Here is a 16,233-nt window from a genome sequence, read left to right as displayed (position 1 = left end):
GATTTAAACCGGGATTTCGGAAACCTGCTTTACCGTCTGGCTCGGAACGTCTGTCTTGAGGCTTTGCACGCCTTTGATGCGGCTCAAATGCTCCGACTGAAAACGGCGATAGTCTTCAATGTCAGCCGCTACAACGCGGATCATTGCATCAAAATCCCCCAACATGAAATAGCACTCAACCACCTGCGGTAGCTTCAGGATGGCCTTTGCAAAGGTTTGCAGTGTCTCCTCATCTTGTTGATCGAGACGAATGCGCACGAAAAAAGTCAGCCCTTTGCCAATTTTTGCCGGATTAAGCACCGCAACATAGCGATCAATCACGCCCGCATCTTCAAGAAGCCGGACGCGACGCAGACATGGTGACGCCGACAGCCCCACCTCACGCGCCAGATCATTGTTGGCAATGCGACCATTGCGCTGAAGTACACGAAGGATCCGTCTATCGATATCATCCAGCTTCATTGGCTATCAATTCCATTTTTTAAAATATTATTGGCATTTTGTGCCAAACATTGATGCATAAGACCAATCTTTGCAACCAAATTGCGTCAGACATTGGCTACATTATCCAAAATTCAGACAAATCATGCAATGCATAAGGGGCAGCCTGACGGCAGGCCAACGGACGTTTTATGGATATTTCACAGGCCTATGCGCCGCAAAAAAGCAGAACTGCGCGTTATTCGGAATTTCGCCGGGGTGCAGTTGCCGGGTTTCCGGTTCTGCTTGGCATTATTCCCTATGCGGTGGTTCTGGGTGCGCTTGCTGCACAAAAAGGGTTGAGTCTCGTCGAAGTTCCATTGATGACCGGTCTCAACTTTGCTGGGGGATCGGAATTTGCAGCTATTCAGCTGTGGACCTCCCCGCCGCATATTTTGCTGATTGCCGCAATTACTTTTCTCGTTAATAGCCGTCATCTACTGATGGGGGCAGCGCTCGCTCCATTTATCCGTCATCTGCCCAAGCGCAAGGCTTTTGCGACGCTGTTTCTCATGTGCGATGAAAGCTGGGCAATCGGCATTGCCGATGCGAAACGCCGAAAGGCCAAAGGCATCAACCCTGCTCTCAGCCTTAAATTCTATGCCGGTGTTGCGGTCCCGTTTTACATTGCATGGGTGTTCTTTACGACCCTTGGCGCAGCTTTCGGCCCGATGATGGGCGATATGCGTCCATATGGCTTTGACATGGCTTTTCCGGCTGTCTTCCTCGTGCTGCTTGCAGGCATGTGGAAAGGCGTTGCCGCCGCCCGTCCATGGCTGGTCAGCCTTGTTGTTGCAGCAACAACCTATCTCACTATCCCCGGTGCGTGGTATGTCGCAGCCGGTGCGATTTCCGGTCTGATTGCTGCTTATGTTCTGGCAGGTAAAGACAATGATTGATCCAATAGCAGTTGTAGCCATCGTTTTAATGGCAAGCGTCACCTATCTCACGCGTATTGGCGGCTATATTCTGTTGCGCAATCGTACGCTCAGCAAGCGCGCCACAGCCGTCATGGAAGCCGCTCCCGGCTGCGTGCTGATTTCCGTCATTGCGCCCGATTTCGTTTCCGACAAACCGGCTGATCTTGCAGCGCTTGCGATCACCATTCTAGCGGCAACACGCTTTTCTATGCTGCCGACCGTCATCATCGGCATCTGCTCGGCTGGTTTTTTCCGCTATCTGATGGGCTAGGGTTACGGGGCAAGCTCGCCCATAATCCATTCGCGAAAAGCACGGATTTTGGGCATGTTCTTGCGTGCTTTAGGATAAACCAGCCAATAGGCCTGTCCGTCATCACAAAGAAGATCAAAGGGCTGGATTAGTTGCCCTGATGCCAGTTCTGCGGCATGAAACGCAGGTGTCAGGATACCAACGCCCTGCCCGGCAGCGGCTGCTCGCCCTTCGAGATGCTGCGCGCCATAACGGCTGAAAGAATTGCCCTTTATGGCCGGATTTTCAATTCCGGCAGCTTTGTACCAGATTTTCCACCATGGATCGTTGGGATCGACAGCGCGAAGACGCAACAGATCCGATGGTTCCCTGATACCTCCGACCGATTCTATAAGCTTGGGACTGAGCATCGGTGAGAACTGCGCCTTGATCAGCTCATGCGCCTCAAGTCCCGGCCAATTTCCTCGCCCGGCGCGAATGGCCATATCGACATTTGACGTCGAGAAATCAATTATATCGTTTGAGGTATCCAGTCGCACGGCCAGCGCCGGATGTTGCATCTGGAACGATCCCAACCGCTGTACCAACCAGTTTGATGCGAACGTCACCACAGCGCTGATTGTCAAAACGCCCTGCGTGTCATCCCGTGCCGAAGCAAAGGCCGCCCGCATTGTTTCAAAGGCATCGTTAATCGCAGGAGCCAAGCGCTTGCCCAGTTCGGTCAATTCCACCTGTCGCGGTTTGCGCAGAAACAGTGGAGCGCCGACACGCTCTTCCAGCAATTTGATCTGATAGCTGACGGCAGCCTGCGTCATTCCCAACTCTTTCGCCGCACGCGTAAAGCTTGCGTGGCGGGAAGCGGATTCAAAAACACGAATGGCTGAAAGCGGTGGCAGGGGCGACGTCATAATACATAAGTTCTCCTTATATAGGATAATCGACATTCAATTGGAAAACAAAGCATTTTTCCATCATAACTATAGGCACAATTTAACACATACCCCTAAAAAATGAGACCTACTATGCGTGATTTTGTGATCAGCTCATCAACGATTGCCGCTGCTTGCCCTGAAAAAACTACGCCATTGAGCTTGCGCAAGTGGATTGCGCACTTGTTCAAGCGGAAACGTAAGTATTACGTCATCAACGAACACTCGCCGGAATATTTGCTGCGCGATGTGGGTATCAAAGAAGGCAGACCAACCCGTTTTGCCCGTGACGGACATAAGCTGCCTGAATGGTGATATTTTTTTGTTTTAACGCATTATTCCGCGCAAAACCGCTTCGCACTTTTGCTGGAAATGCTTTAGCCACTAACCACTGCAAAGCCACGCGCTTTCAGGCCGCGCCGGTCTTCGCGCAGATTGTCGATCAGACGCGACCGGCTCCCACCCAAATGCGATGTCATCAGAGTGGTGGCTTGAGACACGTTTCCTTCTCGCACCGCATCCAGAATGGCATGATGCTGTTGCCAGGCGCGCGCCAGCGCATCCGCATCGCGCACTTCAAGCCAGCGTGCGCGCGAAAGCCGCTGCATGGCATCGCGAACGCCACGGCTGAGAAATTCATTGCCCGAAAGTCGGGCAAGCTCGATGTGAAAATCCATCCCCACGCGATGCCACTCTTCACGCGAACGCGTCGCATCACAACTGTTGAGCATTTCAGCAATCGCATCGACCCCACTGCGATCTTCCATCGCGCAAGTGACCTTGAGGGCGGCAATCTCCAGTGCCTCGCGATAGACGCCGATCTGTTCAATCTCGGCGAGATTGATCGGTGAAACAGTCCAGCCGCGGCCTTCCCGTCCGACAAGTCCCTCGGCTTCAAGCCGTAAAAGCGCCGCTCGGATCGGCGTGCGCGAAGCATTGAACTGCGTCTCGATCCAGCGTTCAGTCAGCCGCTCGCCTGGTCCCAGTTCAAGCCCAAGGATCATATCGCGAAGCTGTTCTTCGACGTGCCGCATCTGTGACATCTGCATCCCAATTTTTCCGGTTGCCTGATTGACAACTTATTGTGTCAGGCGCATGTGTGTATTCCAAATTGGTATCCCAAAATGGAATACAAAACAACCGCACATTATTACAACGGAATAAACCATGAATACCCGGCATGCCGAAACAGGCGATAAGGCGGCAATTGGTGATGAAAACCACGAACGCTATTGGAAGCAGAATCTTTTCATCTGCCTCATTGGTTCATTCACCACGCTCATTGCCATGTCGCTGCTTCTGCCGTTCCTCCCGCTTTATGTGGCACAATTGGGCGTGGCCGACGAAGCTGCAATCGTGCAATGGTCGGGCATCGCCTATGGCGCGACCTTTCTCGCAGCCGCTATCGTGGCCCCCTTCTGGGGCAAGCTCGGTGACCTTTATGGCCGCAAGCTGATGCTGATCCGCGCAAGCCTAGGCATGGCGATTGCCATGTCGCTGATGGGCATGGTCACAGATATCTGGCAGCTGGTGGCGCTGCGCCTGTTTGTCGGCATTGCAGGCGGCTATTCCTCTGGCTCTATGATTCTCGTCGCAACCCAGACACCAAAGGACAAGACCGGCTGGGCACTGGGTGCACTTTCTGCCGGCATCATGGCTGGCAATCTGGCTGGCCCTTTGCTGGGTGGTGCGCTTCCACCGCTGATCGGTATCCGCACGACCTTCTGGCTGGCAGGCAGCGTGATCTTCCTGACCTTTCTTGCAACAACATTTCTGATCCGCGAAGATCGCAAACCACCCAAGCGAAACAACGAACAAAAGAAGCAATCGATATGGGCTTTAGTTCCCGACCGCAAACCCGTCATCGCCATGCTTGCGACCGGCATGTTGCTGATGTTTGCCAATATGTCGATTGAGCCGATCATCACCGTCTATGTGATGCAACTGATGGATGATCAGGCGAAGGTCACTCTGATTTCCGGTGTCGTCATGGCTGCGGCAGCGCTCGGCAGCATCCTGTCCGCCTCACGCCTTGGCCGCCTTGCAGATCGCATCGGCCATACTCGCGTCATTACCGGCGCATTGGCCATTGCAGCACTGTTGCTTATTCCCCAAGCCTTTGTGACCGAAGCCTGGCAGCTGATCGGTCTCCGCTTCCTGATGGGGTTGGCTTTGGGCGGCCTTTTACCCTGCATCAGCAGCGTCATCCGGCACAATGTCCCTGACCGCGTAGCAGGCAGCGTGCTTGGACTTTCTGTTTCCGCCCAATATGTCGGGCAGGTTGCGGGTCCAGTGGCCGGTGGCTTTGTCGGCGGACAGTTTAGCATGCCCGCCGTATTTATTGCCACGTCAGTGCTCATGGGCCTCGGTGCGGCTTATAACTGGGGCGCTCTCAGGAACGGCGTTAGATAGAGTAACCACCATCAACGCTAAGCGCTGTTCCTGTCACCATTGATGATGCATCGGAAGCAAGGAACAGCGCAGCCTCGGCCACATCTTCAGGCTTGGAGAAGCGGCCAAGCGGAATGGTTTCTTTCAGATCTTTACGCGCCTGCGGCGTATCTTCCGTGAGAAAAAGCGCCAAAGCTTCGCCGTCGCTTTCAGCGGGGCAGATACAGTTGACGCGAATATTTTTCTCGGCCAGCTCAAGCGCCATCGCCTTGGTTGCGCTCACAACCCAGCCTTTGGACGCCGCAAACCATGTAAGCCCTTTGCGTGGGTGATTGGCCATCGCCGATGCCGTGTTGATAATCGCGCCGCTCCCCTGATGCTCCATGATCGGGGCAACGAGCAGCGTCGAATAATAGATCGCCTTCATATTAACGGCATTGATGAGATCGAAATTATGCTCATCCACATCCGTCAAAGGCATGTTACGGTGGGTGAAACCGGCATTGTTGACCATGATGTCGATACGACCAAACTTGTCGAATGCCGCGCGCGCCAGCCGCTCCATGTCATCTTTGCGCGAAACATCAGCCTGTACGGATAAAGCATTCTCGCCAATATCGGCTAACTCGTCTTCAAGGCGCTTCACATTGACATCCGCCAGCACGACTTTAGCGCCTTCAGCTGCAAATCGGCGCGCTATCGCAGAACCGAAACCCGATCCCGCACCTGTGATGATCGCAACCTTATCCTGCAGCCTTTTCATGTCATGCTCCTTTCGCGGATATTTATTAGAATCCGCCCGTCAAATCACTTCTATCGCATTATCTTGAACACGCTATATATGCATATGCCGTTAACCAGAGTCATAAGACACCTGTAATTGGCAACATTCGCGAGAATGTTATATTGGACGGTTGAATTTAAATCGATTAGATCGTAGACAAAGGCTGCGCGAAAATCGCAATCTGCTATTAGCGAAGTGATTTGCGTCAGAAGTGGAAGAGAGCAATATATGACCAGCCAGATAATACCGGTAGAGCCCTTCGATTGTATCGTTTTCGGCGGTTCCGGCGATCTTGCCGAACGCAAACTGATTCCTGCTCTGTACCAGCGCCAACGTGCAGGTCAGCTCAGTGAGCCAACACGTATCATCGGTGCATCGCGTAGCGCCATGACCGATGAGGAATATCGTAAATTTGCCCGTGATGCGATCAACGAGCATGTGAAAGCTTCCGAAATTGACGCCAAGGAAGTCGAGGCATTTATGGCTCGGCTGACCTATGTCGCAGTCGATGCGAAGTCGGAAGATGGCTGGGCTGCTCTGAAAGAGGCTATTGGCAAAAAGCCTGAAAAGATCCGCGCGTTTTATCTCGCAGTCAGCCCAGCTTTGTTTGGTGACATTGCCAACCGTCTCAAGTCGCATGGCTTGATCACGCGCGATACGCGCATCATCGTTGAAAAGCCAATTGGCCGCGATCTCGAATCCGCCAATGCGCTTAATGACACCATCGGCAGCGTTTTCCGCGAAGACCAGATTTTCCGTATCGACCATTATCTGGGCAAGGAAACCGTCCAGAACCTGATGGCTCTGCGCTTTGCGAATGCACTTTATGAGCCATTGTGGAATTCTGCGCACGTTGACCACGTTCAGATTACGGTTGCCGAATCTGTCGGCCTTGAAGGTCGCGCGGGCTATTACAACACTGCTGGCGCATTGCGCGATATGGTACAGAACCATATTCTGCAGCTTCTTTGCCTCGTCGCCATGGAGCCACCTTCGTCGCTCGAAGCCGATGCCGTCCATGACGAAAAGGTCAAGGTACTGCGTTCGCTCAAACCAATTACCTCGGCCAATGTCGAAGACGTGACGGTACGCGGCCAGTATCGCGCTGGCGCATCCGCAGGTGGTCCTGTTAAGGGCTACCTCGAAGACCTTGGCAGCGACGATAGCAACACCGAAACTTTTGTGGCGCTGAAGGCCGAAATCAACAACTGGCGTTGGGCTGGCGTTCCGTTTTACATGCGTACAGGCAAACGCCTTGCGTCCCGTGTTTCGGAAATCGTCGTCACCTTTAAGCCGATCCCGTATTCGATCTTCGGAGAACATGCCGGCAAAGTTGTCGCCAACCAGCTCGTTATCCGTTTGCAGCCGGATGAAGGTGTCAAGCAGTGGCTGATGATCAAGGATCCAGGTCCGGGCGGGATGCGCCTTCGCCACGTTCCACTTGATATGAGCTTTGCTGAATCCTTCAATGAACGCAATCCTGATGCCTATGAGCGTCTGATCATGGACGTTGTACGTGGCAACCAGACACTCTTCATGCGCCGCGATGAAGTGGAAGCGGCATGGCGCTGGGTTGATCCGATCCTCAAGGGTTGGGAGGTGAACAACCAACAGGTTCAGGGCTATACGTCAGGCACCTGGGGACCGTCGTCTTCGATCGCTCTTATCGAGCGTGATGGTCGGACCTGGCACGAAAGCTGACAAAGCAAAGTCCGGGGACGTTGACAGACATTCCCGGATCAGTCTTTGTGCCACAAAATAAAGAGCGAGCGCGAATATCCGCAGAGATTGCGCTCGTTCCGGACGTTTGGACTTGAAAGGTACGGCATGAGCATCGAACGGCACGATTTTACCAGTGGAACAGAACTTGCGCAGGCGCTTTCTGAAGCAATTGCGAACAAGTTGGCTGCCGCTATTGCTGAGCGGGGGCAAGCGACACTTGCTGTTTCCGGCGGCACAACGCCGCTCAAGCTGTTCGACATCTTGTCCCGCAAAATGATTGACTGGACGCTTGTGACCATTACGCTCGTCGATGAGCGCTTTGTCGCACCAACCAACGAACGTTCCAACGAAAAGCTGGTGCGTGATCATCTGTTGCGTGATCATGCAGGTGTCGCGAAATTTGTCGGCCTTTATAATCCGGCTGCGACCGCAGAAACAGCAGCACTGGCGGCTGCCAGCCGTATTGATGCATTGCGTCGCCCGTTTGACGTCGTTGTGCTTGGCATGGGCAATGATGGGCACACAGCATCATTTTTCCCGAATGCCGACCGTCTTGATCAGGCGATTGATCCAAAGACCAAGGCTGTTGTTCTGCCAATTCATGCAGAAGGTGCAGGTGAAAAGCGCCTGACACTGACCCTGCCATTGCTGGTGGAAGCAGACATGCTGGTTCTGCATATTGAGGGTGCTGCCAAGCAGGCAACACTTGAAAAGGCACTTGCCAGCGACGACGAAAATGAAATGCCGGTTCGCGCCGTGTTCCATCACGCCCGCAAGCCGATACAACTTTATTGGACAAGCTAACGGTCTCATTGAACGCAGCAGTTTGCGTTTGGGACTGTGTTATAATCAACCACAGGCAAGCCTGGCATTTTCCAACAGGTGATACCCATGACAACGCAGACTGCGCATACCCGCATCAAGGCCATCACAGAGCGTATCGTTGAGCGCTCAAAGCCCACTCGAGAAGCCTATCTTGGACGTGTTCGTGATGCGGCCTCCCGCAAGCCACATCGCTCGATCCTTGGATGCGCCAATCTCGCCCACGGTTTTGCAGCCTGCGGCCCCAATGACAAGGCTGCCCTGACCGCCGATGTTGTCCCAAATCTCGGCATCATAACCGCTTATAATGACATGCTCTCAGCGCATCAGCCGTTTGAGACCTATCCCGATCTGATCCGCAAGGCTGCGCGTGACGCAGGTGGCGTGGCGCAGGTTGCAGGCGGCGTGCCTGCCATGTGTGATGGTGTCACGCAGGGTTTTGCGGGCATGGAACTGTCACTGTTTTCGCGCGAAGTCATTGCCATGGCAACGGCTGTCGGCCTCTCACATGACATGTTTGACGCTGCCGTCTATCTGGGTGTCTGCGACAAGATTGTACCGGGGCTAATCGTCGGTGCCCTCACCTTTGGTCATCTGCCAGCGGTCTTCATTCCGGCAGGGCCTATGACAAGCGGTCTGCCGAATGACGAAAAAGCCAAGACCCGCCAGCTTTATGCGGAAGGTAAGGTTGGCCGCGCGGAATTGCTCGAATCTGAATCAAAATCCTATCACGGCCCCGGCACATGTACCTTCTATGGCACCGCCAACTCCAATCAGATGCTGATGGAGATCATGGGGCTGCACCTGCCCGGCTCGTCTTTCATCAATCCTGGCACACCGTTACGCGAAGCGCTGACCCGCGAAGCCACCAAGCGCGCCTTGGCGATTACTGCTTGCGGCAATGAATATACGCCCGTTGGCGAGATGCTGGACGAGCGGTCTTTCGTCAATGGTATCATTGGGTTGAACGCGACCGGCGGTTCGACAAACCATACGATCCACCTGATCGCCATGGCCGCAGCTGCCGGGATCAAACTGACATGGCAGGATATTTCGGAGATTTCTGACGTCGTGCCTTTACTGGCGCGTGTTTATCCAAACGGCCTCGCCGATGTGAACCATTTCCATGCAGCTGGCGGCATGGGCTTTTTGATCCGCGAATTACTCGACGGCGGCATTCTGCATGAAGATGTCCGCACTGTCTGGGGAGAAGGTTTGCGACCTTACGCAATCGAACCAAAACTTGGGCAAAATGGCACGGTTGTTCGCGAACCGGTTCCCGAAAAGAGCGGCGACGACAAGGTTCTGGCCAAGATCGGCGCGCCCTTCCAGCCCTCAGGCGGCATTAAGGTTCTGACCGGCAACATCGGCAATGCGATCATCAAGGTTTCAGCAGTGAAACCAGAGCGCCATGTCATTGAAGCATCGGCAAAAGTCTTCAACGATCAGGCCGAATTGCAAGCCGCATTCAAGGCTGGCGACCTCATCGGCGACTTTATCGCCGTTGTGCGCTATCAGGGGCCAAAAGCCAATGGCATGCCTGAGTTGCACAAACTGATGACTGTGCTTGGTATTTTGCAGGATCGCGGACAGCGCGTAGCGCTCGTCACCGATGGCCGTCTTTCCGGCGCATCCGGGAAGGTGCCATCGGCCATCCATGTGACACCGGAAGCACTCGATGGTGGCGCGATCGGAAAAATTTGCAATGGCGATATTGTTCGACTTGATGCCGTGAACGGAACTCTGGACGTGCTGATCAGTGATGCACTTCTTCATGAACGCATCGAACAGCGTCCCGACCTTTCAGCCAATGATCATGGTATGGGCCGTGAACTTTTCCGCGCCTTTCGAAGCATCGCCGGACGCGCCGATGAAGGTGCATCGGTGTTCTGAAAATCGAAAGGCCGCATCATCCATGCGGCCTTTCTTTTATTTTCAGAATACTGGCTTCTCAAATCCAACGCTGCGGCATGCGGCGGTTAAAGTGTTTGCCATCAGCATGGCGATGGTCATCGGACCAACCCCACCCGGAACTGGCGTAATGGCACCTGCCACCTTTTCCGCATCCACAAAATCGACATCGCCAACCAGACGCGTCTTCCCTTCGCCCCTTTCAGGTGCAGGAATGCGATTGATACCCACATCGATCACAGTCGCACCCGGCTTGATCCAGTCGCCCTTGACCATCTGCGGACGACCGACTGCTGCAACCAGAATATCGGCGGTGCGGGCAATCGCTGGCAGGTCTTTGGTACGGCTATGTGCAACCGTTACCGTTGCATTGGCAGCAAGCAGAAGGTTGAACATCGGCTTGCCAACGATATTAGAGCGACCAATAACAACCGCATTGAGGCCCGAAAGATCGCGTCCATGAACGCGCTCAATCATGATCATTGCTCCAGCTGGTGTGCAAGGTACGAAAGCCGTATCGACTTCGCCGGTGCCAAGCTTACCGACATTGATGAAATGGAAGCCGTCGACGTCTTTTTCCGGCGCGATTGTCTGGATCACACGGCCGGAATCAATGTGCTTTGGCAGTGGCAACTGTACCAGAATGCCATGAATGGCAGGATCGTTGTTGAGGCTGTCGATCAGATCCAGAAGCTCCTGCTCAGAAGCGTCTTCCGGGAGATCGTGCTGCACGGAAACAAAGCCGCATTCCTTGGCTTTTTTGCCCTTGGAAGCAACATAGACCTGACTTGCCGGGTCTTCACCGACAATCACCACCGCAATACCGGGAACCACGCCAGTTGCAGCCACGAGTTTTTCGGTCTCACGCTTCACCGTGGACACCACGTCCTCGGCGAGCTTCTTGCCGTCGATCAATTGGGCCATATCAATGCTCCGCTTTAAACAGGCGATGCCTTGGGATACATCGCCTTGATCCTGAAACCATGCCAATAAGCGTCATCGGCCAAGATGACAATCTCAGATTGGCCGAGTTTCAGGATAAAGTCGCAAAATGCCGGAGCGTGAAGGCTATTTCGTATAGCAGCGCGACGCTCACAAAAATCGCATGATAGCGCCGGTTATCCGTAAACATCGCAATAAGACTTGCGACAACCAGCGCACCGACACGAATAGGGTATTCAACCCCGTATAGCTGATAATGCTCCACGCCCTTGAGAAAGGTATCAACAACATCGGCAACATATACCAGCGCCAGAATGCCAAAGAACCATTTGCGCCGCGAAATGAAATAATCACGATAGCCGGTATATTCCCCCATATCGTCCGGAAAAAGCAGCGTGCAGAGCAGAAAATAAAGCCCTGCATAAAAAATGACGAAGAAATATTTCTCGAACGTCCACACATGAACGGCACGCAAATTGAACTCGAACCACCAGAAATGGATAACCGAGAGCAGAATAAAGCCCACCCATGCCAGATGCACAGGATAGATTTTCTGTTTGCCCGGATGCTGAATAAAACGGGCAAATCCTGTCAGAAGACGCGACACACACAGGCCAAGGATAATGCCAATAATGATGCGGACATGCGTGAAGGCCTCTGCAGGCGGCACACCTGTTGTAAGCGATGGATCCATTATTCCCTCAAATCCAGCTTTTACCGAATGAAAGCGTGTTGTGTGTTATTCTCGTCATATAACACGTTTTAACTCTTGGTTTGACGCATGTCTTTAATCCAAAATCGGTCCCCGCTTTTAGGAGACATGCTTTATTTCTATAAAATAAGAGCGCTCAATAAATCACGATAAAATTATAAATATACAGTTCATTTCAAACACGCCGTTTTTGCTACAAGCCTTGCGAATTGCTGTCGGTGGAGGCTATACCCGAAAACATATCAATTTAATCAGGGCGGAACTTTCTCATGCAGGACACAGTCATTCTCGTTGGTTGCGGCAATATGGGCTTTGCCATGCTCAAAGGCTGGCTCGACAGCGGGATTCTACAAGCTGAGAATGTGCATGTGGTTGAGCCTTCAGAAACCCTTCAGACGCGGGCAGCGCTTGCCGGTGTGAATGCCTGCTCAAGCGCCGGCTCGCTCCCTGATAACCTTAACCCACGTATGGTGCTGGTTGCCGTCAAGCCACAGGTTATGGGCGATGTACTGCCGGCTTATAAGCGCTTTGCACCCAATGCCACTTTTGTCAGCGTGGCTGCTGGCATTCCAGTTTCATTTTTCGAACAGCATCTGGGTAGCGATGCAAAAATCATGCGCTGTATGCCAAATACGCCTGCCGCAATTGGTAAAGGCATGCTTGTCACCTTCAAAAACACAAATGTTAGTGACGATGATGCAGCATTCGTAAAAAGCCTGCTCAAAACATCCGGTAAGGTTGCAAGCATTGACGATGAAGCACAGATGGATGCCGTGACTGCCGTTTCCGGCTCTGGCCCTGCTTATGTATTCCACTTCATTGAAGCCTTGACCGATGCTGGCGTGACCGCCGGTCTTCCGCGCGAAACGGCAGCGCTTCTTGCCATGCAAACCGTGATGGGTGCGGGAGCGCTGGCTGCCTCCAGCAGCGACAGCCCAACGAAATTGCGCGAGCAGGTCACAAGCCCCAATGGCACAACAGCCGCAGCGCTAGATGTTTTGATGGGTGAAAACCGCCTCAAGAACCTTGTAACAGAAGCGGTTGAAGCTGCGCGCAACCGTTCTATTGAGCTGGGAAAGGCTTAAACCAATATTTTCGGCACCGCTTCTATCAATGCTTTCGTAACAGGCATGTGCGGTGCCGCAATCAACTCCTGCGTCGGGCGGCACTCAACAATCCGCCCTTGCTCCATCACAGCAATCTGATCAGCCATTTGTGCCGCAACGGCCAGATCATGCGTGATAAAAAGATAGGCTGTGCCCTCGGTCTTCTGTATCTCCAGCAACAATTTCAGAATTGTGCCTCGCACCGTTACATCAAGCGCAGACACCGCTTCATCCAGGACAATGAGCGATGGCCTTGTTGCAAGCGCGCGTGCAATCGCCACACGCTGACGCTGCCCACCGGAAATCTCATGCACGCCGCGTTTGCTCAGTTCAGGATCAAGCCCAACCTTTTTCAAAAGCTCTGAAATATCCCGTGTTATCCCATGAATACGCAGTGGCTCGCGCAGCAGATCATAGACCGTTGCGCGTGGATTAAAAGCAGAGAGCGGGTCCTGAAACACCATCTGCAATCGCGCGCGGCGCTTTCTGAGTTCGCCCCCTTTGAGGGCAAGCCAGTCTTCATCTTCAAACTGAACCGAACCCGTTTCAAGGGGATGCAGCCTTAACAGCGCACGCGCCAATGTCGATTTACCGCTGCCCGAAGGCCCCACCAGCGCCAGCGTTTCACCGGCCTTAATCGCGAGATTTATATGATCGAGCGCCAGCTTATCGCCATAGCGCGCGGTCACGTCGCTCGCCTGTAACAACGCTCTATCCATGCTGAGGCTCCAGCACGGGGACGGCTGCAATCAGCGCTTTCGTGTAATCGCTCTGCGGCGTGGTAACAATTGTGCGCGCTGAACCGCATTCCACCAGTTCACCATGACGGAAAACGGCGATGCGGTCCGCCAGATTGGAAGCCAGTGCAATATCGTGCGTGATAAAAATCAGCGTCATGCCATTGGCCTTAACCAAGGCACGCAGCAGTGCCACGATTTCCCGTTGCACAATGGTATCGAGCGCACTGGTCGGTTCATCCGCAATCAGAATATAAGGGTTTGCAGCCATGGCGAGCGCTATGGCGATGCGCTGCTTTTGCCCACCGGAAAACTGATGCGGATAGCGTAAAAAACTGAGTTCGGGAACAGGTATATGAACCCGCTCTAACAGATTGATTGCTTTATCTTTTGCAGCATTCCGATCTATGCTTTCATGAGCCTGAATCGTTTCAATCAATTGGGCCCCAACACGCATCAAGGGGTCAAAGCTTGAAGCGGGGTCCTGAAACACGAAGCCCACATCACGCCCCTGCTTTGGGGTTCCACCCGGCCATTGGATCGCGCCTGAAGTGCAAGCATTAAGAGGCAACAGACGGGCCAGCGCCAAAGCAAACGTACTTTTTCCAGAACCGCTTTCGCCGATAATGGCAAGCGTTTCGCCCTTATTGATATCCAGACTGATATTGTGCAGCGCATGATCCCGACCATAACGCACACCGAAATTGGTTATATGGGCAAGCACACTCATGTCTGCACCTCCCGCCGCGATGCAGCATTGGTGATGCCTTCGCCTGCGAGATAGACCCCCACGACCGTGAACGCCAGTGCCATCCCCGGCAGAATAGACAGCCATGGCGCCGAGCGCAAAACCGTGCGGCCCTCGGCAATCATACCGCCCCACGTCACGCGATTGGGATCGCCAAGCCCCAGAAATGAAAGTGCTGCTTCAATCAAAATAGCAGAGGCGACAATGACCGGCACAAGCGCCAGCACCGGCGGCAAAGCATTGGGCAGGATTTGCCGGAATGCGATTTCCAGCGAGTGCATACCGATCACACGGCTTGAGGCTACGTAATCGCTCTCGCGGATTGACAGCACTTGTCCGCGCGTCAGGCGTGCGGCCTGCGTCCAGCTTGAAAGCGCAATCGCTGCAACCAGCACAGGCAACGAAGGCCCGGCAATGCTGACCAAGGCAAGCGCCAGTAAAAAACCCGGAATGGTCTGGAAAGCTTCTGTTATGCGCATCAACACTTCATCAACCAGCCCTCCCACAAAACCTGCCAATGTGCCGACAACACTGCCAATCAGGATGGATACCGCCGCTGCGGCCAGCCCCACGATCAGCGATGTGCGACTTGCGTGGAATAGCTCGGCCAGTACATCACGACCCAGCCGATCCGTTCCAAATGGAAAGGATGCATTGTCGAAAGGCGCAAGCATCGGCGTTGCCACAATGCGCAAAGGATCACCGGGAAAGAGCAATGGCGCAAAGAGTGCTGCGGCGATCAGCACGAGCAGAATAATCGCGCCTGCAATGCCTTCTCCTGAACTGAAATAACGCCTGCCCCCATTCATTGTCGGACCTTTCCGGCAGATATGCGCGGATCAAGCCAGAGATAGAGAAGATCAACGACGAAATTGACCAAGATCACCATAATGGCGCTGGTCAAAATGACGCCCAGCAGCAGAGGCGTATCACGGCTTCCCACCGCCTCCTGCGCGAGCCGACCGAGGCCAGGAACCGCAAAAACGCTTTCAATCACCACACTGCCGCCCAGCATGGACGCAGCTTGCAGCCCAAGCATAGTGACCAGTGGAAGGAGTGCATTGCGCACGACATGGCACAACACGATACGCGGGTGAGATATGCCTCGCGCTTTCAGTGCGCGGACGAAATCCATACGCCAAATCTCAGCCATCGAAGCACGCATGACACGCAGATAAAGAGCCAGATAAATCAGGGCCAGCGAGACAACCGGCAGCACAAGATGACGCGCTATATCAAGTCCACGCGCAAGACCTTCCTTGCCGGAAGCAATTGTCTCTATGCCGCTTGAAGGCAGCCAGCGCAGCCGGATCGAAAACAGGATAACCAGCACAAGCGCCAGCCAGAAACCGGGAATGGCATAAAGCACAAGCGAAGCAACGGACAAAAAACGGTCGCGAAAACTTGCGGGCTTTGTACCGGCCACTATACCCAGAGCAGAACCCACAACAAAGGACAGCGCGGTGGCTGCGCCCATCAACAAAAGCGTATTGGGCAAACGTTCAAGAATGACATCCAGAATAGGACGGTTAAAACTGACCGACCAACCAAGATTTCCCTGTAAAAGCGCTGTAAGATAGGCCGTGAGCCTATGCCATATAGACTGATCAAGCCCCCAACGCGCACGCATGTCCGCAATAGCAACCGCATCACCACCAAAGCTCACAGCATAGGCATCGACCGCATCTCCCTGTGCTGTTTCCAGCATCAGAAAACAGCCTATAATAACAATCAGCAGCACCATCAGGCTGCCGATCAGTCGTTTTCTGAGAAGCAACA

18 protein-coding genes are annotated in these 16,233 nt (G+C 53.6%); 8 read left to right on the top strand and 10 right to left on the bottom strand.

From position 1 onward, the window contains the following. Positions 1-3: 3 nt before the first annotated feature. Positions 4-462 carry an Lrp/AsnC family transcriptional regulator gene (locus ABE530_RS04950; protein ID WP_265984413.1) on the bottom strand — a complete coding sequence of 153 codons (459 nt, stop codon included), beginning with the start codon at positions 460-462 and terminating at the stop codon, positions 4-6. Positions 463-632: 170 nt separating this feature from the next. On the opposite strand from ABE530_RS04950, the gene ABE530_RS04945 reads away from it, so the two are divergent. Both ABE530_RS04945 and ABE530_RS04940 read left to right on the top strand, forming a co-directional pair. Further along, positions 633-1,379 (top strand): AzlC family ABC transporter permease, encoded by a 747-nt coding sequence (locus ABE530_RS04945; RefSeq protein WP_499693789.1) that lies wholly within the window; start codon positions 633-635, stop codon positions 1,377-1,379. After that, complete coding sequence (locus ABE530_RS04940; RefSeq protein WP_265984416.1) at positions 1,372-1,671, top strand: AzlD family protein; 300 nt, start codon at positions 1,372-1,374, stop codon at positions 1,669-1,671. The genes ABE530_RS04945 and ABE530_RS04940 overlap by 8 nt, the downstream gene beginning before the upstream one ends. A gap of 2 nt (positions 1,672-1,673) precedes the next feature. Here ABE530_RS04940 and ABE530_RS04935 read toward each other — a convergent pair whose 3' ends face one another. Further along, complete coding sequence (locus ABE530_RS04935; protein WP_499693788.1) at positions 1,674-2,558, bottom strand: LysR substrate-binding domain-containing protein; 885 nt, start codon at positions 2,556-2,558, stop codon at positions 1,674-1,676. Positions 2,559-2,672: 114 nt separating this feature from the next. On the opposite strand from ABE530_RS04935, the gene ABE530_RS04930 reads away from it, so the two are divergent. Continuing rightward, positions 2,673-2,894: a hypothetical protein gene (locus tag ABE530_RS04930; protein ID WP_499693787.1), complete on the top strand. Its 222-nt coding sequence runs from the start codon at positions 2,673-2,675 to the stop codon at positions 2,892-2,894. A 62-nt stretch (positions 2,895-2,956) separates the two neighbouring features. Here the strand turns inward: ABE530_RS04930 and ABE530_RS04925 are convergent, their stop codons facing one another. After that, complete coding sequence (locus tag ABE530_RS04925; RefSeq protein WP_499693909.1) at positions 2,957-3,622, bottom strand: GntR family transcriptional regulator; 666 nt, start codon at positions 3,620-3,622, stop codon at positions 2,957-2,959. 124 nt (positions 3,623-3,746) lie between these two features. Here ABE530_RS04925 and ABE530_RS04920 point away from each other — a divergent pair, with 124 nt between their 5' ends. Further along, positions 3,747-4,991: a multidrug efflux MFS transporter gene (locus ABE530_RS04920; protein WP_499693786.1), complete on the top strand. Its 1,245-nt coding sequence runs from the start codon at positions 3,747-3,749 to the stop codon at positions 4,989-4,991. Here ABE530_RS04920 and ABE530_RS04915 read toward each other — a convergent pair. Next, complete coding sequence (locus tag ABE530_RS04915) at positions 4,984-5,733, bottom strand: SDR family oxidoreductase (RefSeq protein WP_265984421.1); 750 nt, start codon at positions 5,731-5,733, stop codon at positions 4,984-4,986. The two genes, ABE530_RS04920 and ABE530_RS04915, sit on opposite strands and share 8 nt — an antisense overlap. A gap of 249 nt (positions 5,734-5,982) precedes the next feature. On the opposite strand from ABE530_RS04915, the gene zwf reads away from it, so the two are divergent. The 3 genes from zwf (at position 5,983) to edd (ending at position 10,191) form a co-directional block, all read left to right on the top strand. Then, positions 5,983-7,455, top strand: coding sequence for a glucose-6-phosphate dehydrogenase (gene zwf, locus ABE530_RS04910; RefSeq protein WP_499693785.1), 1,473 nt, complete (start codon positions 5,983-5,985; stop codon positions 7,453-7,455). Positions 7,456-7,581: 126 nt separating this feature from the next. Beyond that, positions 7,582-8,280 carry a 6-phosphogluconolactonase gene (gene pgl / locus ABE530_RS04905; RefSeq protein ID WP_265984424.1) on the top strand — a complete coding sequence of 233 codons (699 nt, stop codon included), beginning with the start codon at positions 7,582-7,584 and terminating at the stop codon, positions 8,278-8,280. A gap of 87 nt (positions 8,281-8,367) precedes the next feature. Next, the gene (gene edd / locus ABE530_RS04900; protein WP_499693784.1) at positions 8,368-10,191 is read left to right on the top strand and encodes a phosphogluconate dehydratase; all 1,824 of its coding nucleotides are present in this window, start codon (positions 8,368-8,370) and stop codon (positions 10,189-10,191) included. Positions 10,192-10,233: 42 nt separating this feature from the next. Here edd and folD read toward each other — a convergent pair whose 3' ends face one another. Further along, positions 10,234-11,133: a bifunctional methylenetetrahydrofolate dehydrogenase/methenyltetrahydrofolate cyclohydrolase FolD gene (folD, locus tag ABE530_RS04895; protein ID WP_265984427.1), complete on the bottom strand. Its 900-nt coding sequence runs from the start codon at positions 11,131-11,133 to the stop codon at positions 10,234-10,236. 109 nt (positions 11,134-11,242) lie between these two features. Continuing rightward, on the bottom strand, positions 11,243-11,845 hold the full coding sequence (locus ABE530_RS04890) for a hypothetical protein (RefSeq protein WP_265984428.1): 603 nt from the start codon (positions 11,843-11,845) through the stop codon (positions 11,243-11,245). A 287-nt stretch (positions 11,846-12,132) separates the two neighbouring features. Between ABE530_RS04890 and proC the strand changes: the two genes are divergently transcribed. Then, complete coding sequence (proC, locus tag ABE530_RS04885; RefSeq protein WP_265984429.1) at positions 12,133-12,948, top strand: pyrroline-5-carboxylate reductase; 816 nt, start codon at positions 12,133-12,135, stop codon at positions 12,946-12,948. Here the strand turns inward: proC and ABE530_RS04880 are convergent. Genes ABE530_RS04880 through ABE530_RS04865 form a run of 4 tightly spaced genes read right to left on the bottom strand, consistent with a single transcriptional unit; the run spans position 12,945 to position 16,198 of the window. Beyond that, positions 12,945-13,688: an ABC transporter ATP-binding protein gene (locus tag ABE530_RS04880; protein WP_499693783.1), complete on the bottom strand. Its 744-nt coding sequence runs from the start codon at positions 13,686-13,688 to the stop codon at positions 12,945-12,947. The two genes, proC and ABE530_RS04880, sit on opposite strands and share 4 nt — an antisense overlap. Then, complete coding sequence (locus ABE530_RS04875) at positions 13,681-14,436, bottom strand: ABC transporter ATP-binding protein (RefSeq protein ID WP_499693782.1); 756 nt, start codon at positions 14,434-14,436, stop codon at positions 13,681-13,683. The genes ABE530_RS04880 and ABE530_RS04875 overlap by 8 nt, the downstream gene beginning before the upstream one ends. After that, the gene (locus tag ABE530_RS04870) at positions 14,433-15,263 is read right to left on the bottom strand and encodes an ABC transporter permease (protein WP_499693781.1); all 831 of its coding nucleotides are present in this window, start codon (positions 15,261-15,263) and stop codon (positions 14,433-14,435) included. Before ABE530_RS04870 ends, ABE530_RS04875 begins: the two co-directional genes overlap by 4 nt. After that, positions 15,260-16,198, bottom strand: coding sequence for an ABC transporter permease (locus ABE530_RS04865; RefSeq protein ID WP_499693908.1), 939 nt, complete (start codon positions 16,196-16,198; stop codon positions 15,260-15,262). Before ABE530_RS04865 ends, ABE530_RS04870 begins: the two co-directional genes overlap by 4 nt. Positions 16,199-16,233 lie beyond the last annotated feature (35 nt).

Origin of the sequence: Brucella sp. TWI559 (assembly GCF_039674265.1) — a bacterium.
GTDB lineage: Bacteria > Pseudomonadota > Alphaproteobacteria > Rhizobiales > Rhizobiaceae > Brucella > Brucella chromiisoli.
The sequence above is the reverse complement of the archived record's forward strand: the minus strand, read 5'-3'. Positions and strand labels throughout refer to the sequence as shown.